The 22,393-nt window shown below is 38.3% G+C and carries 25 protein-coding genes; 22 read left to right on the top strand and 3 right to left on the bottom strand.

Annotation, left to right across the window (positions count from 1 at the left end; genetic code table 11):
• The first annotated feature begins 16 nt into the window (after positions 1-16).
• The 7 genes from NY607_RS10755 to NY607_RS10725 all read left to right on the top strand — a co-directional run bounded on the left by NY607_RS10755 (position 17) and on the right by NY607_RS10725 (position 5,214).
• Positions 17-247, top strand: a complete 231-nt coding sequence (locus NY607_RS10755) for a hypothetical protein (RefSeq protein WP_009370265.1) — start codon at positions 17-19, stop codon at positions 245-247.
• Between the two features lie 118 nt (positions 248-365).
• Positions 366-986 carry a sporulation-specific diadenylate cyclase CdaS gene (gene cdaS, locus NY607_RS10750; RefSeq protein ID WP_054549207.1) on the top strand — a complete coding sequence of 207 codons (621 nt, stop codon included), beginning with the start codon at positions 366-368 and terminating at the stop codon, positions 984-986.
• 100 nt (positions 987-1,086) lie between these two features.
• Positions 1,087-1,530: a MarR family winged helix-turn-helix transcriptional regulator gene (locus NY607_RS10745; RefSeq protein ID WP_004231341.1), complete on the top strand. Its 444-nt coding sequence runs from the start codon at positions 1,087-1,089 to the stop codon at positions 1,528-1,530.
• Between the two features lie 58 nt (positions 1,531-1,588).
• On the top strand, positions 1,589-2,530 hold the full coding sequence (locus NY607_RS10740; protein ID WP_103119093.1) for a ring-cleaving dioxygenase: 942 nt from the start codon (positions 1,589-1,591) through the stop codon (positions 2,528-2,530).
• 16 nt (positions 2,531-2,546) lie between these two features.
• The gene (locus NY607_RS10735) at positions 2,547-3,602 is read left to right on the top strand and encodes an LLM class flavin-dependent oxidoreductase (protein ID WP_131521583.1); all 1,056 of its coding nucleotides are present in this window, start codon (positions 2,547-2,549) and stop codon (positions 3,600-3,602) included.
• Positions 3,603-3,615: 13 nt separating this feature from the next.
• Positions 3,616-4,182 (top strand): NADPH-dependent FMN reductase, encoded by a 567-nt coding sequence (locus NY607_RS10730; protein WP_259419662.1) that lies wholly within the window; start codon positions 3,616-3,618, stop codon positions 4,180-4,182.
• 357 nt (positions 4,183-4,539) lie between these two features.
• On the top strand, positions 4,540-5,214 hold the full coding sequence (locus NY607_RS10725; protein WP_048392363.1) for a serine/threonine protein kinase: 675 nt from the start codon (positions 4,540-4,542) through the stop codon (positions 5,212-5,214).
• Positions 5,215-5,301: 87 nt separating this feature from the next.
• Here the strand turns inward: NY607_RS10725 and NY607_RS10720 are convergent, their stop codons facing one another.
• Entirely contained in the window at positions 5,302-5,745 is a 444-nt protein-coding gene (locus NY607_RS10720; RefSeq protein WP_259419661.1) for a hypothetical protein, read from the bottom strand.
• Positions 5,746-5,969: 224 nt separating this feature from the next.
• Between NY607_RS10720 and NY607_RS10715 the strand changes: the two genes are divergently transcribed.
• Together NY607_RS10715 and NY607_RS10710 are read left to right on the top strand one after the other, a co-directional pair.
• Positions 5,970-6,185, top strand: a complete 216-nt coding sequence (locus NY607_RS10715; RefSeq protein ID WP_054549210.1) for a DUF3955 domain-containing protein — start codon at positions 5,970-5,972, stop codon at positions 6,183-6,185.
• Positions 6,186-6,564: 379 nt separating this feature from the next.
• Entirely contained in the window at positions 6,565-6,843 is a 279-nt protein-coding gene (locus tag NY607_RS10710) for a YuzB family protein (RefSeq protein WP_004231354.1), read from the top strand.
• 49 nt (positions 6,844-6,892) lie between these two features.
• Here NY607_RS10710 and namA read toward each other — a convergent pair whose 3' ends face one another.
• Positions 6,893-7,903, bottom strand: coding sequence for an NADPH dehydrogenase NamA (gene namA, locus NY607_RS10705; protein WP_048392367.1), 1,011 nt, complete (start codon positions 7,901-7,903; stop codon positions 6,893-6,895).
• A 48-nt stretch (positions 7,904-7,951) separates the two neighbouring features.
• The gene (gene proC, locus NY607_RS10700; protein WP_259419660.1) at positions 7,952-8,755 is read right to left on the bottom strand and encodes a pyrroline-5-carboxylate reductase; all 804 of its coding nucleotides are present in this window, start codon (positions 8,753-8,755) and stop codon (positions 7,952-7,954) included.
• Between the two features lie 347 nt (positions 8,756-9,102).
• Here proC and NY607_RS10695 point away from each other — a divergent pair, with 347 nt between their 5' ends.
• The 13 genes from NY607_RS10695 (at position 9,103) to NY607_RS10635 (ending at position 22,393) form a co-directional block, all read left to right on the top strand.
• A complete protein-coding gene (locus tag NY607_RS10695; protein ID WP_016995064.1) occupies positions 9,103-10,092 on the top strand; it encodes an MBL fold metallo-hydrolase in 990 nt (329 codons plus the stop codon).
• A gap of 8 nt (positions 10,093-10,100) precedes the next feature.
• Entirely contained in the window at positions 10,101-10,856 is a 756-nt protein-coding gene (locus NY607_RS10690; RefSeq protein WP_048392368.1) for an SDR family NAD(P)-dependent oxidoreductase, read from the top strand.
• Positions 10,857-10,965: 109 nt separating this feature from the next.
• Entirely contained in the window at positions 10,966-11,760 is a 795-nt protein-coding gene (locus tag NY607_RS10685; protein ID WP_259419659.1) for a MerR family transcriptional regulator, read from the top strand.
• Between the two features lie 74 nt (positions 11,761-11,834).
• Positions 11,835-12,641, top strand: a complete 807-nt coding sequence (locus tag NY607_RS10680) for a CPBP family intramembrane glutamic endopeptidase (RefSeq protein WP_054549213.1) — start codon at positions 11,835-11,837, stop codon at positions 12,639-12,641.
• A gap of 288 nt (positions 12,642-12,929) precedes the next feature.
• A complete protein-coding gene (locus NY607_RS10675) occupies positions 12,930-14,123 on the top strand; it encodes an argininosuccinate synthase (RefSeq protein ID WP_004231366.1) in 1,194 nt (397 codons plus the stop codon).
• A gap of 81 nt (positions 14,124-14,204) precedes the next feature.
• Complete coding sequence (argH, locus tag NY607_RS10670; protein WP_009370279.1) at positions 14,205-15,584, top strand: argininosuccinate lyase; 1,380 nt, start codon at positions 14,205-14,207, stop codon at positions 15,582-15,584.
• 202 nt (positions 15,585-15,786) lie between these two features.
• Entirely contained in the window at positions 15,787-16,164 is a 378-nt protein-coding gene (locus NY607_RS10665) for a carboxymuconolactone decarboxylase family protein (protein ID WP_112118372.1), read from the top strand.
• Between the two features lie 539 nt (positions 16,165-16,703).
• Positions 16,704-17,081, top strand: coding sequence for a GntR family transcriptional regulator (locus tag NY607_RS10660; RefSeq protein WP_009370283.1), 378 nt, complete (start codon positions 16,704-16,706; stop codon positions 17,079-17,081).
• Positions 17,082-17,088: 7 nt separating this feature from the next.
• Positions 17,089-18,168: a DUF1648 domain-containing protein gene (locus NY607_RS10655; RefSeq protein ID WP_259419658.1), complete on the top strand. Its 1,080-nt coding sequence runs from the start codon at positions 17,089-17,091 to the stop codon at positions 18,166-18,168.
• Between the two features lie 13 nt (positions 18,169-18,181).
• Positions 18,182-19,465, top strand: coding sequence for an alpha/beta hydrolase (locus NY607_RS10650; RefSeq protein WP_259419657.1), 1,284 nt, complete (start codon positions 18,182-18,184; stop codon positions 19,463-19,465).
• Positions 19,466-19,476: 11 nt separating this feature from the next.
• Positions 19,477-19,791, top strand: a complete 315-nt coding sequence (locus NY607_RS10645; RefSeq protein WP_259419656.1) for a DUF3784 domain-containing protein — start codon at positions 19,477-19,479, stop codon at positions 19,789-19,791.
• A 224-nt stretch (positions 19,792-20,015) separates the two neighbouring features.
• Entirely contained in the window at positions 20,016-21,203 is a 1,188-nt protein-coding gene (locus NY607_RS10640; protein ID WP_048392374.1) for a membrane protein, read from the top strand.
• A gap of 17 nt (positions 21,204-21,220) precedes the next feature.
• Positions 21,221-22,393 carry an amidohydrolase gene (locus NY607_RS10635; protein WP_259419655.1) on the top strand — a complete coding sequence of 391 codons (1,173 nt, stop codon included), beginning with the start codon at positions 21,221-21,223 and terminating at the stop codon, positions 22,391-22,393.

The following is a 22,393-nucleotide window of genomic DNA, read 5'->3' as shown; positions in this document are numbered from 1 at the left end:
AAGGGGTGTGGTTTAAATGAATCAACAAAAGATGCCGCCAGCATTATTACGATTAATCGTCATTTTTCCCAATGTGCTGAGCTATTTACTATTATTCGGTCTAATTATTTTTGTCATGACAAATTATGAAACATTAAAAGCAACCAATAATTTAACTGTGTGGATTATTTTTATTGTCGTATTAGCACCCGCTGCTGCCTACACGACTTTCAGCATCGTAAAGAAAATCCGAGCAGGGCATATGTAAGGATATTAACGACTTCCTATTCAACATTGTAGGAGGTCGTTTTACTTAAAGGAGAATAAAAAACATATAGAGAGAAAAACTATCGTAAACAGTGATGAAATGAAGAGGTGTGTATCATATGGATCCAACAAATTGTGATTTTTCACCAATGAAAGAAACTTTAAAAGATGAGCTTCTCGAAGTGATCATGTCCTTACAGCAGAGTGTGCAGGAAATGGATACAGATGCAAATTGTCTCCTCGGTAATTTTGAAAAAATTAAAGAGAAGTTTATGACAATTGAAATGAAAGCTGCAACGTTCTATTTAAATTGTTATCTTTCCCCGTTTACTGAAAAGTATCCAGAGCTATCACACAGTGTGCAAAATATGTCTTTGAGAAGGCATGGTGGTTTAATTGTTATTCAAAGACAGGATGCTTTAGAGAATTTAATTCAGCCTGGTATTCATATTGGTGCAGATTTAACCCATTCTTTATTAGAATCTATTTTCTTCCCTGGTAATCCACTTCACGATGGAGCGGTACTTGTCCATCAAAATCAAATTGAGTCAGCTGCCAATGTACTGCCATTGTCAGAGCGGTATACAGGGGAAAAGAAATTAGGAACAAGGCATCGTGCAGCGCTGGGATTGAGTGAGCAAAGTGATGCACTTGTAATGGTTGTATCAGAAGAAACGGGTAGAATTTCTTTTGCTCTTAAGGGCAATTTATATCCTGTTACAACACCTGGCATCATATAGGGGGTCTCCCTATGTTAAAAAAATATCTTGAATTCGAGATATTTTTCTTGCGGAAGTATCACTTGCGTGGTAAAGTGATAACTGAAGGGAGGGTGAAGTCATGAGAAATCATACACTAGGCACCTTAACGTGGATTCGGATGATGCGCTTTACAACGCAAAGTAATCAGTTATCGAATGAATTTTTAAAACGTTTCGACTTAACGACAGCACAATTTGATGTGTTAATCCAGATTAAAACATATGCCCCGATTACACAGTCTCAATTAGCAGAAAAAGTAACTGTAACACAAGGTGGCATGTCTCGCATGCTTGCCCGACTAGAAAAAGAGGGACTAATCGAGCGTAAACAAAATTGGAAGACGAAAACCATCTCATTGACATCAAAAGGGGAGCAAATGATTGATGCAGCAACACCTAGTCAACTTCACTTCCAGTCTTCGTTTTTTGAAGAAGTATTAACAGCTGAAGAAATTAAATCTTTATATATTGCGATGACAAAGCTTGAAAAACATAGTCGAGAAAAAAAATTGCCACCCGTGTAATTTTTTTTGTAAAATCACTTGCTTAGTCAAGTGAAAATAATGAGGAGGAACAATTATGATGAACAAATTAAGCGGACACCATCATATATCAATGCTAACGAAAAATGGTAAACAGAATAATCACTTTTACACAACTATTTTAGGGTTACGACGTGTGAAAAAAACGGTGAATCAAGACTCACCTTCCATGTATCACTTATTTTATGGAGACTTAACAGGCGCAGCAGGTACAGAATTAACATTTTTTGAAATGCCTGTTGCAGGACGTACAGTGCGAGGGACGAATGCTATTACGCGCATTGGCTTACTTGTACCTAGCTCCGAAAGCCTACTATATTGGAAAGAACGCTTTCAGCAGCTAGAGGTAGAACATAGCGAAATCACTACTTATGCAGGCAAAGAGGCTTTATTTTTTGAAGATCATGAAGGTTTACGGATGGTATTGTTAAACCACCAAGGACAAGAAACCCCTGCTCAATGGCAACCATGGGATGGAAATGATATACCTCAGGAACATCGTATTTTAGGCATGGGAACTATTGAAATCACTGTGCGATATTTATCAAGAACGGTCAATTTATTACAAGATTTATTTCACTATACAGTTATTGCAGAAAAGGACAAAGAAACGGTCCTACAATCAATAGAAGGGGAAGTGCTTGGCGAGATTGTTGTCAAAGAATTAGAAGGACCAAGCGAGAAACCTGGTAAAGGCAGTATTCACCATCTTGCGTTACGTGTTGCAACCGTTGAAGAATTACAGCAATGGGATACCAAAATTAAGGAGCTTGGATTGGATAGTACTGGTGTGGTTGATCGTTATTATTTCCAAAGTCTATATTTTAGAGATCGTAACGGTATTTTATTTGAAATGGCGACAGATGGGCCAGGGTTTACGGTAGATTCAGCAGTCGAAGAACTTGGCAAAGAGTTAGACCTCCCGCCATTTTTAGAAGAGAGACGTTCAGAAATTGAAGCTATTTTAGAACCGCTAGAATAAGGAGAGATAACACATGATGGAAAAATATCGTATTGATCAAGCACAAGGACTCGAATTCGGACTTTACTCTTTAGGTGATCATATCCCTAATCCACTAACAGGCGAGCGTATTTCTGCTCAACAACGACTAAAAGAGCTAGTCGAGGCAAGTCAATTAGCAGAGCAAGCTGGAATTGATGTATTTGGCATAGGTGAAAGTCATCAGTCTTATTTTACAACACAGGCACATACGGTCGTGTTAGGTGCTATCGCACAAGCAACTTCGACTATTAAATTGTCTAGCTCCGCAACCGTATTAAGTGTTTCAGACCCTGTACGAGTATATGAGGATTTTGCCACAATTGATTTATTATCAAATGGTCGTGCAGAAATAGTAGCGGGACGTGGTTCACGTGTAGGTGCCTATCACTTACTAGGTGTTGATTTACAAGATTATGAAGAAATCTTTGAGGAAAAATTAGAGCTTCTTATGAAAATCAATGACGAGGAGCTTGTGACTTGGGAAGGGCAATTTAGAGCACCTCTCCACCATGCACAAATTTTACCGCAGCCAAAAAACGGCTCGTTGCCAATATGGCGTGCGGTGGGTGGACCACCTGCCAGCGCCATTAAAGCAGGATATATGGGCATTCCGATGATGCTTACAACATTAGGTGGACCTGCTATCAACTTTAAACCATCAGTGGATGCCTATCGCGAAGCGGCAGAGCGCAAAGGCTTTGACCCAAATGAATTACCTATTGCCACAACAAGCTTGTTTTATGTAGCAGACACAACAAAAGAGGCATTACAGGGCATGTATCCACATTTAAACGGTGGTTTCCAAGCTATTCGTGGTGGGGGCTATCCAAAGCAACAATTTGCACAAGCGCCTGATACACGTGATGCTTTAATGGTGGGCAGTAAAGAGCAAATTATTGAAAAACTACTTTATCAATACGAACTATATGGCATGCAACGCTTTATGGCACAAATCGATTTTGGTGGCGTACCATTCGAAAAATTGATGAAAAATATTGAAATCATTGGTAATGATATAATTCCAGCGATAAAAAAACACACAGCAAAATAAGGAGTGGCTCATTATGAAAATTGTCGCACTTGCGGGTTCTATTGTCGGCTCAAAGACAAGAACAGCTACACAAAAGTTAGTCGAGATGTTACAAGAAAAATACCCACAGCATGAAGTAACATTACTAGATCTTGCTGACTATCAGCTAGTTTTTAGTGATGGACGTAATTACTTTGAATATGAAGGCGATACAAAATATGTGACGGAAACCATTATGGCTGCAGATGCGATCGTTATTGGGACGCCAACATTCCAAGCATCTATACCAGCTACATTAAAAAACATCTTTGACCTTTTACCTGTCAATGCCTTCCGCGATAAAGTCGTCGGTGTTATTGTTACAGCGGGTACATCCAAGCATTATTTAATGGTGGAACAGCAACTAAAGCCGATCCTTGCTTATATGAAAGCGCACATCGTACCGACCTATGTATTTATAGAAGAAAAGGATTTTTTACGTAAAGAAATTGTCAATGATGATGTCCTTTTTCGTTTAGAACGGTTAGCGGAGGATACCGTGATGGTTACAGAGGCTTTTGCAGAAATTCGAGCCAAAAAAGATGCTGAATATGATTTTTAAAGATTAATAGAAGAAACGCTGTGAAGTAGTCTGACACAGCGTTTCTTTTTGTGTCAAGGCTAGCTATAAGTTCGTGACAATCATGATAAAAAATGAAACCCAAATCACTTTGAGTTTTTAATAAAGGTGGTTAAGGGTAAATAGAGGATAGAACTGGTTCTTCTGTAGCTAACAAAGCCGTATACTTTCCATATGGAGAAATGGATATAGAAACTTCTAGTAGTTCCCAACGTTTTAAAATTAAAGAGTATGTGTAGGAAACTTGAGATTTGAATATTGTTAGGGGCGATATAGAATCCCTACTAAAGTAATTAGATAGTGTAGTATACTTCAATGCAAATGATGGGAGAGATGGAAATGGAAAACGATTGGGATAAAGCTATAGGTTCTCTTTCTAAAATAAATGTTTTTTCAAATCCAAATAACGAGCCGGTTACCATAAGTGGTGAAGCTGATGATTTGAAATGTATAGGTGTTGGGACAGATGCGGCTGTTTTTCAAGCTCTTTCCGCCCCAGCGTATGCATTTAAACTATATGCCAAAGACAAAGTGCACAAAGTAAAAGTTGAAGCAAATGTGTATCAAATACTTGGAGATTCACCTTTCTTTTCAACATGCTTTGCTTCACATGACGAATACCTTGTTTTAAGTTACGAAGAAGGAAAAACGCTTTTTGATTGCATTCTACAAGGTATTCACATTCCAAAACAGGTTATAAATGAAGTAGAGGATGCAAGAGAATATGTTCGGAAGAAGGGCCTTAACCCTCGTGATATTCATTTGAAAAATATTTTGCTACAGAATGGAAGGGCAAAAATAATTGATGTCTCTGAGTACACACTACAGGGTAATGATCATCGATGGGAGCATTTAAAAAAAGGATATGAGCAATACTATCATTTAATTGATGGAAATTCTGTGCCGTTTTGGTTAGTAGAAACAATACGAAAGTGGTATAACCAACGTGGAAAGAATACTTCATACGAAGAGTTTACAAAAAATATTTTAAAGTTTCTATTAAAAAATAATTGAACTTACGGGGAGCTACCTTTTACGAGATGCTTTAATAGAAATAAAGAAAACAGACAACAAAATTTCATTGACTGTTTTTAAAACTACTTATTCGCTTATAATAGTGGGTTTATCGAATGAGACAATATCAATAATATGGTCTAAACAAACAATCTGATAATGGAATAGCTCCTTGTAGGAATAGATATCGAGAGCTATAGTTCCTTTACTTATAAAATCTAAATAAGTTGATTTTGTAAAAAGACGTACTGAGTTACCCAAGAAATCATCTTCTTGATTGACAAAATGAAATGATTCGTCAAAAACAGTATAGGCTACATATGAATCGAATTCTATATGTATGACCGGTAATGTCTTATCAATTTTAATAGGATAGACATCATTTATAGTATATTCCTCAAAACTTATATCCTCGCTTTCGGCGCTGACGGAAGCTCTAGAAATAGAAACTCTCAAAGAGTTTGTCCCTGGCTCTACTATATTATCTAAAAACAAATAACCTTTCCATTGCATTAAATCTTCATAGTTCATACAAATCACCCTTCCATATTATCACTTGAGATTATGGTCATTTTATAGTTAGAATTTCAAAATGTCAATTTTGAGATTGGTTGAATTAGAATAAAAATTTATTGATTATCAATAAAAAATAATTGACTTAGAATATATTTTGGATTTATGATTGTTACAGCGAGTTGTAGAAAGCTGCAGTGTAGGAATTAAACATAAAAATATTTAGGAGAGAAGAAAAAGTTATGAAAAAATATATTTTTGCATTAATGCCAATCATATTAGGCGTACTTAGTTTTTTAATCTTTATGGTGAAAGGGAGTAATGTAGCACCTGATGGTACATTAGAAGAACCATTCTTTCTTATTCCAATAGGATTTTTATTGTTAGTTATTGGATTTATATGTGTAGTAGGGGTGGCGTTAAATTCGGTTATTAAAAAGACACAATACGTTAAATAATAGATAAAACAACCAGGTCATACATAAGAGACTTGGTTATTTTTAATATTTACTTAATAAAAGCACTACATTTGTGTGGGAGTTTTGTTTACACGATGTATGGAGTAGACTGATGATTTGATTGAACAACATAAATAGCTATTTTAGTTGACTGCAAAATTGTACTTGAAGGTTTTGCATGATAAGTTTGTAACTACCTTTTTTCAAGGCAGTCATCTTCGTTTAATGGTTGTACATTAATTTCATAAGAAAAACTTATGTTGATTGAGCTGAAAGATTAATAGTATTTTATGATAATCATTTTGCTTAACGCTACAGTTTGCATGAAGTTTATGGAATTGTGGTATGATTATTTTTAGAGAGTAGGGGGTCAATAAACATGGTATTTTCTCTTTTTAAAAAAAAGAAGGAACCACAGCAGCTAAAAAATAGAGTGGAGTTTTGTATCACTAATTTAGCACTTGGTGCGGCAGATGCGTATGATGTATTAGTAGAACGAGAAGATATTGAGATAGAGGAATCTGGTTGTACATCCCATTGTGAAATCTGTGAGCAGGGTATTTTTGCGATAGTAAATGGGGAAGTTGTGACAGCAGATGACGCGGAGACATTGGTACAGGCTATTGATGAAGAATTAAAACAAAATCCACTTTTCTAATGAAAAAACAGCTTGCTGGAGCACAAGCTGTTTTTTGATGGAAATGTAATTACCAACCACGGACGTATTGTACGGGAGGCTGCACGTCTTCTCCTAGCTCTTTAGCTGCATGTAGTGCCCAGTAAGGGTCTCGTAATAAAACACGCGCTAAGAATATTAAATCTGCACGATTATTTTGGAGTATCTCTTCGGCTTGAATGGCTGTGGTAATAAGACCAACTGCACCAGTAGGAATATCAGCCCCATGCTTAATCGCTTCTGCATGGGGTACCTGATAGCCTGGAAAGACATTGATGGCTGCTGGTACAACGCCCCCTGTTGACACATCAACTAAATCAACACCTTGAGATTTCATCCAGCGGCTAAAAACAATAAAGTCATCCATTGTTGTACCATCTTCCGCATAATCTTCCGCAGAGACACGTACTAATAAAGGACCATCCCATACACTGCGAACAGCATCGATGACTTGACGTAGAATGCGATATCGATTTTCCTGTGAGCCCCCATATTGATCTTGACGTTTATTCGTAGCAGGTGATAAAAACTCGCTAATTAAATAGCCATGTGCGCCATGAATTTCTAGTACATCAAAGCCAGCCTTTGCGGCACGAATAGCTGCTTGTTTAAATGCCTCGATGACATAGTGAATGTCCTCTTCTGTCATTTCTGTTGGTGTTTTATAGTCTGAACTAAAGGCAATAGCTGATGGAGCAAAAATTTCGCCATCTACTGTTGCTTTGCGACCAGCATGTGCAAGCTGGATGCCTGTTTTAGCGCCGTACGCTTTCATCCCCTCAACTAATTGACTTAATCCTTCAATATGTGCATCATCCCAAATCCCTAAATCCTTATTTGAGATACGACCTTCTGGCACAACACCAGTAGCTTCTAAAATGATTAAGCCTACTTGACCAGCTGCACGTGTTGCATAATGGACGAAATGAAAGGGTGTTACCATGCCATCGTCTTGTGCTGAGTACATGCACATAGGTGCCATCACAACACGGTTTTTTAAGGTGATAGATTGCAATGTATAGGGTTCGAATAATTTACTCAAAATAAAGCCTCCTAATTCCTAGTGATACACTCTATTTTGCACATAATGCTACCCATTTGCAAGTGAACGAGATCGTGCCTCAGCTTCTTTAATGCAGGCTTCGATGGCTTCATTAAATTGATATTGTTCTAATGCCTGTATCCCTGCCTCCGTCGTGCCACCAGGACTTGTCACCTTTTTGCGTAAGACATCTGGTTCATCTAATGACTGCTTGAGCATCTCAGCTGTCCCCGCAAGTGTTTGAGTCATTAGCAAGCGCACCGTATCTTTCGATAAGCCTACCTTCGTCCCTACTCGTTCAAAAGCTTCCATTAAATAATAGATATAGGCAGGGCCGCTACCTGAAAGGGCTGTGACTGCATGTAACTGATCTTCATCGACTTCAATAACGGAGCCAACAGCCTCTAATAACTGGAGGAATAGGATACGCTGGTCTGCAGATACCTCGTTATTGAATGCAATGCCACTTGCTGACATGCCGATTGTAGCGGAAGTATTCGGCATCACCCTTGCTACTGGGCGACTCCCTAAAAATTCTGTAATTGTATCAATCGCAATGCCTGCTAAAATAGATAGTACAGCAGTGTGTGCCGTAAGTTTAGGCTTTAAATCACGCATAGCAGCAATAGCATCTTTCGGCTTCATCGCTAAGATAATCAGATCTGCCTGTTGAAAAATCGCAGGATCAAACACACACTGGACACCATATGTTTCATTTAGGAAATGTAAGCGTTCCTTGTCTGAGCGATTGGTGACGTAAATTTCCTGTGGTGTGAACACCTTTTGTTTAATCCAGCCTTGCATCAATGCTTCCGCCATTGAGCCTGCACCGATAAATAAAATTTTTTTCATGAACAAAACCTCCAGTTCAAAATAAAAAAGCGCTCTCGTCCTTATCTAGAAGGACGAAAACGCTCTCGTTTCCGCGGTACCACCTTTGTTTGCCAATTGTTGGCACAACTCTTAGCCCTCTTATCGCAAGGGAAACGGTTATGTTTGCATAACTGCTCAGAAGTAGGTTCGGTAATGGGAGCGGGTGATGTTACTCTCAGCAAATGTAACACTCTCTAACACCTTCACCAGATACGTACTCGTCTTCTTCAACGCACATAAATAATTAGATTATTCAAAATTATAGTGAGGAATAAGCAACCTGTCAACAGGAGGATGACGAAAACAGAAAAAACTTGTAAAATAGAATGAATCAGTATTCACAAGTGCGTGAAAAGGGGGAGACAACTTTGTCTATATACAAAATAGAAATACCAACACCCTATGCAGTAGGAGATGTCAATGCATTTATTGTAAAAGGCGATGCACTTAGCATTTTTGATGTTGGCCCAAAAACAATGGAAGCCTATGATGCTTTAAAATGGGGGATTCGAGCAGCAGGCTTTGACATGCAAGATATTGAACAGGTTGTGTTAACCCATCATCATCCAGATCATGCGGGATGGGTCGATGCTTTTCCATATGCAGAAATTTTAGGGCATGCCTATAATGACAAATGGCTTCGTCATGATGAAGACTTTTTACGCTATCATGAACAATTTTACAGTGAACGTTTATTGGAGCATGGGGTACCACAAGAATATATTGCAAAAAGTGTCCATGTTCGTCGTGAATTGGAGCTTGTAGGGGAACGACCATTAACGCAAATTTTGGAAGATGGAGATGAAGTTCCTGGGCATCCAGGATTAAAGGCAATCGAAACATTAGGTCACGCACAAAGTCACTTCATTTTTTGGGATGAAAAAACTCATCATGTGATTGGTGGAGATTTATTGCTTGAAAAAATAACGCCCAATCCATTAATAGAGCCACCATTGGATCGTACTGTAGGACGTACAAAATCTTTACTACAATATAATGCATCCCTTGAAATTCTACGTCAATTACCTGTCAAAATGATGCATACAGGGCATGGAGCAGAGCTAGAGGATATTCCGTTGTTAATTGATAAACGATTAGAGCGACAGCACCAACAATCAATGAAAGTTTTTGAATTATTAGGCGATGATCAATTAACAGTTGTCCAAGTAACAAAACGCTTGTATCCGGCTATCTTCCAGCATCAGCTTGGTTTAACTTTATCTAAAACACTTGGTCATTTAGATTACCTAGAGGCCAATGAGTATATTACGTCAACAAAGACAGAAGCAGGTATCTATTTATTTCAAAGGAAGTAGGTTTATACATGAAACATCCTAACAAAACAATCTTTGTGACAGGAGCTACAAGTGGGGTTGGCTTAAAAATAACTGAATTACTAGTAGCTCAAGGGCATATCGTTTATGCCACAGGTCGCAATGCCGTTGCACTAAAGGTGCTAGAGCGTTTAGGTGCTCAAGTGATCCAAGCGGATTTAACCAATCTACATACACTTGATGATGTTTGTGCGCAGCTACCACCGATTGATGTAGCGATTCTTTCAGCAGGTGTAGGGAAGTTTGCTGTAGCCCCTGCTTTACAGGATGAGGATATTGCGCAAATGATCGAATTAAATGTTAGCGTACCCATTTATCTTGCCAAACGATTAGCCTCTAAGATGATAGAGCGTAAACAGGGCCATTTAATATTCATTGGTTCTCAGGCTGGGAAGGTGGCCACACCAAAAGCGAGTGTCTATGCTGCGACGAAACATGCTATTGTCGGTTTTACCAATGGATTGCGTATGGAATTAGCTCCGTACAATGTAAAAGTGACAGCCATCCATCCTGGTCCCATTGATACACCATTTTTAGATAAAGCCAATGATACAAGTGGCTACCGAGAATCCTTAGGGCGCTTTTTATTGTCAGCGGAGGAAGTAGCTCAAGAGACAGTGAAAACGATTGATCGTCCTGTTCGTGAGATTAATCTACCTAGAATTATGGGATTGTCGAGTAAATTGTATGCATTAGCCCCTGCAACCATTGAATGGCTAGGCAAATCATTTTTCCATAAGAAATAACAACATTTGAAACTGTAAACATGCTTCACGTGCATGTCTACGGTTTTTTCATATTTACATATAATTGTAGCTATAGTAGTAAAAAGGAAGAGTTGAAAAGGAGACATAGATGTATACAATTGGTCAAGTTGCAAAATTTCTAGGAGTTTCTAGAGATACCTTAAAATTTTATGAAGAAAAGGGGTTAGTAAAGCCCCAGCAAAATAGTGAAAATGGGTATAGAACATACAATCATTTTGATATATACGATATCACAACAATCAATTTTTATAGAGAAATTGATTTTGAAATCAAAAAGATTCAGGAATTGAGAAAAGGCAAGAGTATAGAGGGCATCCAATCATTGTTAGTAGAAAAAGAACAAGTAATGTTAGAGGAAATAGCTTATAAAAAGCTACAATTAAAAAAGCTCCAGCTTGTAAAAGAGGATTGTCAAAAAATTAGCCAATATCTAGGCACGTATACTATAAAGGAAATGAAACCATTAGAAATAATGGGCGTAATAGATCATTATACAGCCTATGATGAATATGATTCGTTAAAAGAAAATGCAGACAGTATAAAGAAAGCGGTAATTCTTACTTCTTTAAGAAGAGTTATTAGATTCGATGATAGCGGAATGCTCGAAAATAAATTTATGGTTGTCAGGAAAGTAGAAAATAGCGATTATCCAATTAAAGGTGAAGTTTTAGCGCATCCCAAATGTCTTTATACAGTTATTGAAGATGGGCGCTGGTCAACAGGTGGCAAAAATACAGACAATAAAGTAGAGGCTAGTATAAGAAAAGTATCTAAGGAAAATGGCTATGAGCTTTTAGGGCTTGTTTATATCAACTTATTGCTTACCACTTATGAAGAAGGGCTTGAACGTATTTTTTTAGAAATGTATGTACCGATAAAATAATGGCAAAATGGGTTTGACCTGTGAGCAACCCCTAGGTTTATGCTGAAGATATTCAGATGAAATGGGGGATCTACTTGCGTAGAAAAAAGAAATTAAAAAAACCAGTAGCAAGCTTTATTATTTTAACCAATATTATTTTTTGGCCACTTTTCTGTGTTGTAGGAGCCGTCAAGCTATTAGGCTATCCTACTTGGCTATTTGATACCGTACGCTGTCTATCGGCTTGGTCATCCACCTTTGCCTTTGCGTTACTATTTCCAAGAATCTATCCTGGGCAACGTTTTATCCACTTTGTCAAACAAAAATTCAAAAACAAATTGTCACTTTCAGTAATTGTTTTAATCGTGATGATACAAACAGCTATCTTTATCATGATTTTGTTTCATATCATGAATAATTATGAAGAAACCTCTATTTTTACGCTGTCTTCATGGGGCATGCTCAGTTTTTATTTTGTTAAAACGCTTTTGTCAGGACCACTGGGTGAGGAGTTAGGATGGAGGGGCTTTGCACTGCTGGAGCTGCAAAAGAAGTATTCGCCATTAATAGCTTCAATTATCATAGGCTTTTGGTGGGGAATGTGGCATTTACCGATATGGCTTACAACAGGGTTTATGGGAATGGATTTGATCAAATATAGCTTCTTCTTTATGTTAACGATTATAGCTACGACCATCATCATGACAGTATTTTATACGATCAATCAGAATTTAATCATTCCTATTATTATTCATCAGCTCTTTAATTTTTTTATCGGCTCCATTAATGGAAACCTAATTGATTTAATTATGTATAATGCTATTTTATATTCGGCGGCGGCCGTTCTACTGATTTTGATTAATCCTAAAAAAGTCTTGTATAAGATACAATCAGCCGAGTAACTAGAAAGAATCCAGTTTGTATCATGGATTCTTTTTTTTCGTCCGTTGCTAAATTTATATAGTATACATTTATATATATAGTAAAAAAACGTTTTTTCGAGTGAATTGCCATGGATTTCTTGTCAACCTTATACAAGGAACGACTTACTTTTGACAATAAAAATAAAAGTCTATGAATTTATAAAAATACACTTGTATTTATTTTTATAACATGATACTATTCGTGTATAAACTTTTAAATGAATGTATAAACATACATATCGATAGAGCAATGGAGGCGCATTTTTAATGGCAAATAAAAAAGTGGTATTAGCTTATTCGGGTGGACTTGATACTTCGGTAGCAATTCCATGGTTAAAAGAACAAGGTTGGGACGTAATTGCAGTATGTCTTGACGTTGGCGAAGGGAAAGATCTTGAATTCGTAAAAAATAAAGCTCTTCAAGTAGGAGCGATTGAATCTTATATGGTAGATGCGAAAGACGAATTTGCTGAAGGGTATGCATTAATTTCTTTACAAGCACATACTTGGTATGAGCAAAAGTATCCATTAGTATCAGCACTTTCCCGTCCACTTATCTCGAAAAAACTAGTAGAGATTGCTAATCAAGTAGGCGCAGATGCTGTTGCGCATGGTTGCACAGGTAAAGGGAATGACCAAGTTCGTTTTGAAGTATCGATTAAAGCATTAAATCCAGATTTAGAGGTATTAGCACCAGTACGTGAGTGGGGCTGGAGCCGTGATGAGGAAATCGAATATGCAATGAAGCATAATGTACCGATTCCTGCAACATTGGATTCACCATTCTCAATCGACCAAAACCTATGGGGCCGTGCGAATGAAGCTGGCATTATGGAAGACCCATGGGTGTCACCACCAGAAGAAGCTTATGGCTTAACTGTTTCTGTTGAAAATGCACCGAATGAAGCAGAGTATGTGGAAATCGAGTTTGTAGCTGGTAAACCAGTAGCATTAAATGGAAAAGAAATGAAGCTTGCTGATTTAATTCAAGAATTAAATGCAGTAGCAGGTGCTCATGGTGTAGGACGTATCGATCACGTTGAAAATCGTTTAGTTGGTATTAAATCTCGTGAGGTTTATGAAATTCCAGGTGCAAAAGTGCTGTTAACAGCGCATAAAGAGCTTGAGGACTTAACGCTTGTAAAAGAATTAGCACACTTCAAGCCAGTAATCGAGAAAAAACTATCCGAATTAATTTACGACGGTCTATGGTTCTCACCATTACGTGATGCTCTGGAAGCATTCCTTGCGCAAACACAACAATATGTGAATGGTACAGTACGTGTGAAACTATTTAAAGGACATGCGATTGTAGAAGGACGTAAATCACCAAATTCATTATACAGTGAAAAGCTAGCAACATACTCGAAGGAAGATCAATTCAATCATGCTTCCGCTGTAGGCTTTATCGAGTTATGGGGGCTACCAACTGTAGTGAACTCATCTGTGAATAAAAAGTAATGTTGAACAAGCAAGGTGTGGTGAGGCATTTGTGCTTTTACTACACCTTTTGATAAGTAATCGAGGAAAAGGTGAGCTGACATGACAAAACTTTGGGGTGGACGTTTCCAAAAATCAGCAGAAGCATGGGTAGACGAATTTGGCGCATCCATTGGCTTTGACCAGCAACTTGTGCTAGAGGACCTTGAAGGTAGTGTTGCACATGTCACAATGCTTGGTGCTACAGGAATTTTACCAGCAGCTGATGTAGAGGCCATACTAGGTGGTCTTGCCCAATTAAAAGATAAGGCAATCGCAGGTGAGCTTGAATTTAGCGTTGCCAATGAAGATATACACTTAAATTTAGAAAAAATGTTAATTGATTTAATAGGTCCTGTCGGTGGCAAACTACATACAGGACGTAGCCGAAATGACCAAGTAGCAACGGATATGCATCTTTTCTTGAAAAAGCGTGTGCAGGAAGCAATTGATTTAATTGTGACGTTCCAACAAACACTATTAGACAAAGCACAAGAGCATATTGAAACGATTGCACCAGGTTATACGCATCTACAACGTGCACAGCCAATCTCCTTTGCACACCATTTAATGGCTTATTTTTGGATGCTAGAGCGTGATAAACAACGTTTTACAGAATCCATAAAACGTATTGATATTTTACCTTTAGGTGCTGGGGCAATGGCAGGGACAACTTTCCCGATTGACCGTTTAAAATCAGCAGAGCTATTAGGGTTTAGCGAGGTTTACGCAAACTCCATGGATGCTGTAAGTGATCGTGATTTTATCGTGGAATTTTTAAGTCATTCCTCCTTACTTATGGCGCATTTATCACGCTTTGCTGAGGAAATTATTATCTGGTCTACAGATGAATTTAAATTTATCGAACTGGATGATGCCTTCTCAACAGGTTCTTCGATTATGCCACAAAAGAAAAACCCAGATATGGCAGAGCTTATTCGTGGTAAAACAGGGCGTGTTTATGGGAATCTAATGGGCTTATTAACGGTGTTAAAAGGCACACCATTAACATATAACAAAGATATGCAGGAGGACAAAGAGGGGATGTTTGACACTGTTCATACGATTCTTGGTTCCCTTAAAATCTTTGAAGGTATGGTTCGTACAATGACCGTCAACACGGAACGCTTACATCAGGCTGTTCACGCTGATTTTTCAAATGCAACGGAGCTAGCAGATTACCTCGCTACAAAGGGGATGCCATTCCGTGAGGCACATGAGGTGACTGGTAAGCTTGTCTTTACATGTATTCAAAAGGGCATTTATTTATTAGACTTGCCATTGGAAGAAATGCAGCAAGAAAGTACGTTAATTGAAGCGGATATTTATGATGTACTAGCGCCAGAAGCTGCTGTTCGCCGCCGCCATTCCTTAGGTGGTACTGGCTTTGAACAAGTAAAAATCCAAATTGAAAAAGCGAAAGCCTGTCTTGTAGCCATTTAATTTTTGCGTGCATGTCCTTGTGACTTTTTGCATAGATATTCATTAAAGCTGTCCTGTGAGGCACTATGAAAACCTTTATCCTTTTTCACTGAGCCAGAGGGTGACGTGAAGAAGAGAACCTTACATATGTGAAGGACAATCCCCAATTCTGGAGACGCGGAATTGGGGTTTTTGTATAAGTAAATGTAGGAGGGATGAAGAAATGAATGAACGTTTTACAAAGGGGCTCGAAACAATTAAACAATATGTGACAGAAGAAGAAGCAGCACGGATGATTGAATCCGATGCATTAGCCGATATAGCACCCGATTTACGCAAAATGATTATTGAATTTGCTTACGGTGATGTCTATGCACGGCCTGGGCTGGATGCAAAGAGTCGAGCACTCGTCGTGATAACAGCGGTAGTTACACAAGGTGCTGCACCACAAACCAAAACGCATATTCAGCGTGGATTACATGCAGGCTTGACACAGACAGAAGTGGTCGAGGCACTTTTACAATTAGCACCCTACATCGGTTTTCCAAGAGTGCAAAATGCTTTAACGATAGCCCAACAGGTCTTTGCAGAAAAAAGCTAAAGCATGTATAAAAAATAGAAGAAGGTTCATAATAAGAGAGGAACCACTTATTAATCTAATCTGATGGGGAGGATGCAGAATGAGTAGTAATAGTCAAACACCCAAAGACCAAGAATCTCAGGAAAGTCCGCCACAACTGTTGAAGGTTGAAGCTTCATAAATCTTAAGCCTAAAGGTGAAACAGAACATTCTGTTTTGCTATAGATTAAGAAGAAGTGTAAACCATATCAGTTAAAAATCAAATAGAAGCAATAAGTGTCCATGGATCCAGAATTATTCTGGGTCCTTTTTGTTTCTTATTTGGGGTCTAAAGTACTCAAGATCCGCTCTAAATGAAATTTAAAGCGCTCATAAGGAAGGAGAACCCGCTCTAAATGAAGTTCAAAGCACTACTAAGGGAAGGCTCCCGCTCTTATTGTGAAAAAACCTCTACTCAACACCATAAAAAATTCCTTCATTTGACATTAAAGAAAATCTGTATTACTCTATACATAACAGATTTCTGTTTGGTTACAAGCAATACAGATTGGAGGGTTATTATGCAAATACAATTAGATCCAAACAGTGAATTGCAGCTATATAAACAATTGGCCAATCAAATAATAGAATGCATTGCGCAAGGTGAGCTGAAAAATGGTGATACTTTACCATCTGTACGTTCGATGGCTACAGATCTAGGCATCAATGTTAGCACGGTCAGTAAAAGTTATCATGAGCTTGAAGAGAAGGGCTTAATTGAATTGAAGCCGAAAGCAAAAGCGGTCATTATTGGTGGTCAAAAGAGAGAGCTGGAAGAAACGGAGGTTGAAAAAGTCGAAAATGCCTTGAAGCCTATCATGGCGGAGGCTTTTGCGCGTGGCCTCGAGAAAGAGCAAATGACAAGTTTGTTCCAGCGAATTTTAAAACAATGGAAGTAGGGGTAGTATGCTTATAATTGTAGGCATCTTTATCATTGTCGGAATTATGGAAATGATGACACCACATTTAACAAGAAAAACACTTGTTTTTGGTGTTTCCATACCCGAACCTTATGTCAAACATCCACAATTAAAGCTGTGGAAGAAGCATTATAGCCAAATCATCGCAGGGATTGCTGGCTTATTCTTAGTAGGTCAAATCGCTCTCTATCTTTCACCTATACAAGAGGAGAAGGTATCTTTAATTTCCTTTATCCTTTTGTATGTCATGCTCCTTTTATCATCAGGTCTTTACATGAGTTATCATGCTAAAACGAAAAAATTAAAGGTGCAGGAGCAGTGGGAGGTACAAATAAAAACAGTATATGTGACAGATTTGTCTATCCGTCAGAAAGAGGAAACATTATCACCTATATTTTTTAGTGTACCCATTATCATCACACTTGCATTAATCGCTTTTACGTACATGAACTATGAGTCAATCCCTGAGGTTTTCGCAACACATTGGAATGGAGCAGGGGAGGTCGATGGTTGGACTCAAAAATCGCGGCTCTCAGTCATCAGTATGCCACTTATATTATTGGCAATACAAATTAGTTTTTTCATGATGAGTCAAGGTATGAAAAGTGCCAAAATTCAATTAAGTGCACAGGCCAAAGAAGCATCCATTCATCGGGAGTTAACTCAGCGTAAATACGGAAGCTGGTACCTGGCAGCCATTAATTTTAGTATGACAATTCTATTTGTTGTTTTACACTATACAACTGTTATTTTACAAGACCAAACGGCTCCCTACTTCTTCCCACTTTTTCTTGTCTTTAATGTCGTTACGTTGGGTGGTTTACTAGTGTTCATTTGGAAGCTCAGTAAAAGTAATGAACGTTTTGATGAGGTACATACAAATGAAACAGCTGCCACAGATGATCAATACTGGAAATGGGGTATTTTTTATTGCAATAAAAATGATCCATCCTTATTAGTGCCTAAAAAGTTCGGGATTGGTTGGACTGTAAATTTCGCGAACAAATGGTGTTACATCTTAATAGCGATTACGTTACTGCCAATTTTATTGGTGATTTTCATATAGAAAGGAAGATTAGATGAAAAAATGGTTATTGATTTGCTGTACAATTTTACTTTTAGCTGCCTGTGGGCAAAAAGAGGTCACTGCACAACATCAAGGATCAAAGGGGACAAATGCAATGAATGAACAGTTTATTGGAAAATGGGAAGGAACTATTGAAACGCCAAATGGACCATTACCGATTATTATCGATTTAAAGAAGGAAAGTGGTACATTATCCGTGCCAGCACAGGGCTTATCTAATTTTCCATTTCAAAGTGTGACGTATACAGGTGATAAAGTAAAAGTGTCCATAAATTTAAACGGCTCTGCTATTGCCATTAATGGCACAATCAAAAATGAACAAATAGAGGCTACATTTCAACAAAATGGTGGGAAATTTCCTTTAATACTAAAGGCTTATAAAGAGCAACCTGTTACCTATGACACATTAAAAATTCCCGTTCAAAACGGTAACTTAACGGTAGCTGTACAAAAGGCTTCTCCATCTCCATCACCAGTGGCACTGATAATAGCAGGATCGGGGCCAACTGATAAAGATGGTAATTCCGCTTTGGCTGGAAAAAATAATAGCTTGAAAATGTTGGCCGAAGGTTTAGCACAACAGGGCATTGCGACGGTGCGTTATGATAAGCGAGGACTTGGTGACAATCAAGCGCTCTTAACAAAGGAAGAGGATGGAACGTTTGACCAATACGTTGATGATGCTGTACAAATTATCCAAACATTGATGGCTGATAAAGCCTACACAAGTGTCCATGTGATTGGTCATAGCGAAGGCTCACTCATTGGTTTGCTCGCGGCTCAAAAGACAGGCGTAGCATCCTTTGTCTCCATTGCCGGTGCAGGTAGATCGTTAGATGAAGTGCTTTTAGAGCAATTAAAAGGTCAATTAGCACCAAAGCTTTTTAATGAATCCACGAATATTTTGACAGCTTTAAAGCAAGGGGAGCAAGTGAAAAATATTTCGCCAGAGCTACAGGCCCTTTTCCGTCCATCTGTACAGCCTTTCCTGATTTCCTTGCTAAAATATCAACCTGCTAATGAGCTTGCAAAAGTAAAAAGCCGTGTATTGCTAGTACAAGGAACAACGGATTTACAAGTGAAGGAAGCCGATGCTGAGGCATTGAAGAAAGGCAAACAAGACTCAAAATTACTTTATCTAGCGGGTATGAATCACGTATTGAAAAAGGCACCGGCAGATCGCGCCAAAAACTTAGCAACCTATGCAGACCCTTCGCTGCCACTGCATGAAGAATTACTACCAGCAATTGAGCAATTTATTAAAAATGAAAAGTAGGATGATTAACCTTGGGAGTACTTGTCTATTTAATAATCATGCTGCCGTTTCTCATCTTGGCCATTGTTCTATCGCAAGGTAAAGGAGCTTTTCTACTTGAAGGCTTTCATACGATGGCACAGGAAGATAAAGAACAATATGATGAAAAGGCACTGGCAAGATTTATGGGAAAAATGATGTATGGCTACTGTTTTTGTGTCCTTTTATGGATACTAAACGAATTTTTCCATACACAATGGTTATTTCATGTAGGTCTTGTACTTTTTGTCGCCCTTACGATATTTTTATTGATCTATGCGAACACAGGTAATCGTTTCAAAAAATAGCATGTAAGAAAAAGTAGAACCATTTTATAATGGTTCTATTTTTTTGCAAGCGCTTTATGAAAATTCTTTAAAATCTAAATATTTGGAAAACCGTAATTTTAGTGTCACGAATATGCTCGTTCATGCGCTGTTTTTCTTCTTTTCTGTAAAAATAGAATTTTAAGAATAATTAGTATTATTATAGATGACATTAAAAAATTACTAAGTTAGGAGAATTCTTTGATATGTCGCAAATGTTAGCACTGACGATAGTACTTGCTATTCTTTACATCGGAGATATCGTAGCAACAAGAACGAAGGCGTGGATTCCATCTGTGTTCGTCTGTGCGGTATTATTTTTAATTGGCTATTGGACATTCTTCCCGAAAGATATTGTTAGTATTGCCGGGATTGGTCCAGTCGTTGCCACGATGTTAATGTATTTATTAATTACGAATATGGGTACACTTCTGTCCCTTAAGGAATTGAAAAACCAGTGGAAAGCCATCGTTATTTCTTTAGCTGGTATTGTAGGCATCATCGCCATATTATTTACAATTGGTGCCTTGCTATTTGATTTAAAAACGATGATAGTTGCAGTTCCACCATTAGTCGGTGGTGTTGTGGCAGCGCTAGTGATGTCAGAAGGCGCTTCTGCAGCTGGCTTAGAGGATTTAGCCGTCTTTGCCATTGTAATTTATGTTATTCAAGGTTTTGCAGGATATCCCATCACGTCCATTGTATTGAAGCGTGAAGCAAAACGTTTATTAAAAGAACATCAGCAAGGGAATATACAATCGGTAACACAGGTAGAGGAAGATGTTGAACAGGCATCTGAGCAACCAAAATTATTTAGGAAAATTCCTACCAAGTACAATACAGAATACTTTAAATTTTTCCGTTTAGCGCTTGTTGGATTATTAGCGTATGGTACATCTACAGCATTAGCACCTGTTGTGACAGTCAATGCGTTAGTGCTATGCCTAGTGTTTGGTGTCCTTGCATCGACATTTGGTTTTTTAGAAAGACAACCATTGCAAAAAGCAAATGGCTTCGGTTTTGCCATTATGGGGTTAATGCTCTTTATATTTGATGGCTTAAAACAGGCTTCCCCTGAAATGCTGATGCGTATTATTGTGCCATTAGTAGTGTCTATTGTCTTAGCAGTCATTGGTATGTATATTTTCTCTTTCATCGCAGGAAAAGTTTTAAAGGTCAGCCCGAATTTAGCGTTTGCTGTATCCTTAACAGCGCTCTATGGGTTCCCAGCAGATTATATTTTAACGAATGAAGTAGTGAAATCGTCCACAGCCGATCAAAAAGAACGAGAAATGCTGTTAAGTCATATGTTACCACCGATGCTTGTGGGAGGTTTCATTAGTGTAACGATAACATCTGTGATTTTAGCGGGTATTTTTGTCAATTGGCTATAAAGAAGGAGAGAGTCAGCATGAATAAAATGAAAGAAATTATTGCGGAATTAAATAGTGAGCTTGTGGCAATTCGTCAAAAATTGCACAGTGAGCCAGAGCTTTCTTGGGAAGAATATGAAACAACGAATTATGTAGCAGCATATTTAGAGAACCTTGGTATTCCGTATAGACGAACAGAGCCAACAGGCATTATTGCGGAGTTAAAAGGGGGCAAGGAAGGAAAAACCGTTGCCTTACGTGCAGATATGGATGCATTATCAGTTTATGAAATACGAGAAGATATTCCGTATCGCTCTAAAACGGATGGTAAGATGCATGCCTGTGGTCATGATGCGCATACAGCCATGTTGCTGATTGCAGCTAAGACATTACATACGGTACAAGAAGAAATTGAGGGAACAGTTCGTTTTATTTTCCAGCCAGCGGAAGAAGTAGCTACAGGCGCAAAAGCAATGGTAGAGCAAGGAGCAATGAAAGGTGTAGATAACGTCTTTGGTATTCATATTTGGTCACAAATTGACACAGGGAAAATTCAGTGTAATAAAGGTCCTGCCTTTGCCTCTGCTGATATTTTCAAAGTGCGCTTTAAAGGGCAGGGCGGTCATGCCGCAGTCCCACATGATGCCATTGATGCCGTGATGATTGCTTCAACGTTTGCTTTGAATGTCCAAACAGTTGTGGCACGTACAGTCAATCCACTTCAACCTGCCGTTCTTACAATTGGAAAAATGGAGGTTGGCACACGCTTTAATGTAATTGCAGAAGATGCCATTTTAGAAGGGACTGTGCGTTGTTTTGATAAAGAGGTTCGTTCACATATCGAAACGCAAATTCGTCATTATGCTGACCAGATTGCCTCACTTTATGGTGGCACAGCAGAGGTCGTTTATGAATATGGTACACAAGCCGTCAACAATGATGTGGCGAGTGCCAGCTTAGTCGAGCGCCTTGCAGCTGAACATTTTGGCGCGGATGCTTATCATGTTGATGATCCGACAATGGGTGGAGAAGACTTTAGCTTTTACTTAGATGAAGTACCTGGCTGTTTTGCTCTAGTAGGCTCAGGCAATACAGAAAAGGATACACGCTGGGCACATCATAACGGTCATTTTAATATCGATGAAGATGGTTTGCGCGTTGGAGCCGAATTATATGTACAATATGCATTAACTTGGTTAAGCGAAAACTAA

Origin of the sequence: Lysinibacillus sp. A4 (assembly GCF_024919535.1) — a bacterium.
Lineage (GTDB): Bacteria > Bacillota > Bacilli > Bacillales_A > Planococcaceae > Lysinibacillus > Lysinibacillus capsici.
The sequence above is the reverse complement of the archived record's forward strand: the minus strand, read 5'-3'. Positions and strand labels throughout refer to the sequence as shown.

Excerpts from the sequence above, each read along its gene's own strand:
- NY607_RS10755 (WP_009370265.1), top strand. The coding sequence starts at position 17 with ATGAATCAACAAAAGATGCCGCCAGCATTATTACGATTAATCGTCATT.
- cdaS (WP_054549207.1), top strand. The coding sequence starts at position 366 with ATGGATCCAACAAATTGTGATTTTTCACCAATGAAAGAAACTTTAAAA.
- NY607_RS10745 (WP_004231341.1), top strand. The coding sequence starts at position 1,087 with ATGAGAAATCATACACTAGGCACCTTAACGTGGATTCGGATGATGCGC.
- NY607_RS10740 (WP_103119093.1), top strand. The coding sequence starts at position 1,589 with ATGAACAAATTAAGCGGACACCATCATATATCAATGCTAACGAAAAAT.
- NY607_RS10735 (WP_131521583.1), top strand. The coding sequence starts at position 2,547 with ATGGAAAAATATCGTATTGATCAAGCACAAGGACTCGAATTCGGACTT.
- NY607_RS10730 (WP_259419662.1), top strand. The coding sequence starts at position 3,616 with ATGAAAATTGTCGCACTTGCGGGTTCTATTGTCGGCTCAAAGACAAGA.
- NY607_RS10725 (WP_048392363.1), top strand. The coding sequence starts at position 4,540 with ATGGAAAACGATTGGGATAAAGCTATAGGTTCTCTTTCTAAAATAAAT.
- NY607_RS10720 (WP_259419661.1), bottom strand. The coding sequence starts at position 5,745 with ATGAACTATGAAGATTTAATGCAATGGAAAGGTTATTTGTTTTTAGAT.
- NY607_RS10715 (WP_054549210.1), top strand. The coding sequence starts at position 5,970 with ATGAAAAAATATATTTTTGCATTAATGCCAATCATATTAGGCGTACTT.
- NY607_RS10710 (WP_004231354.1), top strand. The coding sequence starts at position 6,565 with ATGGTATTTTCTCTTTTTAAAAAAAAGAAGGAACCACAGCAGCTAAAA.
- proC (WP_259419660.1), bottom strand. The coding sequence starts at position 8,755 with ATGAAAAAAATTTTATTTATCGGTGCAGGCTCAATGGCGGAAGCATTG.
- NY607_RS10695 (WP_016995064.1), top strand. The coding sequence starts at position 9,103 with ATGAATCAGTATTCACAAGTGCGTGAAAAGGGGGAGACAACTTTGTCT.
- NY607_RS10690 (WP_048392368.1), top strand. The coding sequence starts at position 10,101 with ATGAAACATCCTAACAAAACAATCTTTGTGACAGGAGCTACAAGTGGG.
- NY607_RS10685 (WP_259419659.1), top strand. The coding sequence starts at position 10,966 with ATGTATACAATTGGTCAAGTTGCAAAATTTCTAGGAGTTTCTAGAGAT.
- NY607_RS10675 (WP_004231366.1), top strand. The coding sequence starts at position 12,930 with ATGGCAAATAAAAAAGTGGTATTAGCTTATTCGGGTGGACTTGATACT.
- argH (WP_009370279.1), top strand. The coding sequence starts at position 14,205 with ATGACAAAACTTTGGGGTGGACGTTTCCAAAAATCAGCAGAAGCATGG.
- NY607_RS10665 (WP_112118372.1), top strand. The coding sequence starts at position 15,787 with ATGAATGAACGTTTTACAAAGGGGCTCGAAACAATTAAACAATATGTG.
- NY607_RS10660 (WP_009370283.1), top strand. The coding sequence starts at position 16,704 with ATGCAAATACAATTAGATCCAAACAGTGAATTGCAGCTATATAAACAA.
- NY607_RS10655 (WP_259419658.1), top strand. The coding sequence starts at position 17,089 with ATGCTTATAATTGTAGGCATCTTTATCATTGTCGGAATTATGGAAATG.
- NY607_RS10650 (WP_259419657.1), top strand. The coding sequence starts at position 18,182 with ATGAAAAAATGGTTATTGATTTGCTGTACAATTTTACTTTTAGCTGCC.
- NY607_RS10640 (WP_048392374.1), top strand. The coding sequence starts at position 20,016 with ATGTCGCAAATGTTAGCACTGACGATAGTACTTGCTATTCTTTACATC.
- NY607_RS10635 (WP_259419655.1), top strand. The coding sequence starts at position 21,221 with ATGAATAAAATGAAAGAAATTATTGCGGAATTAAATAGTGAGCTTGTG.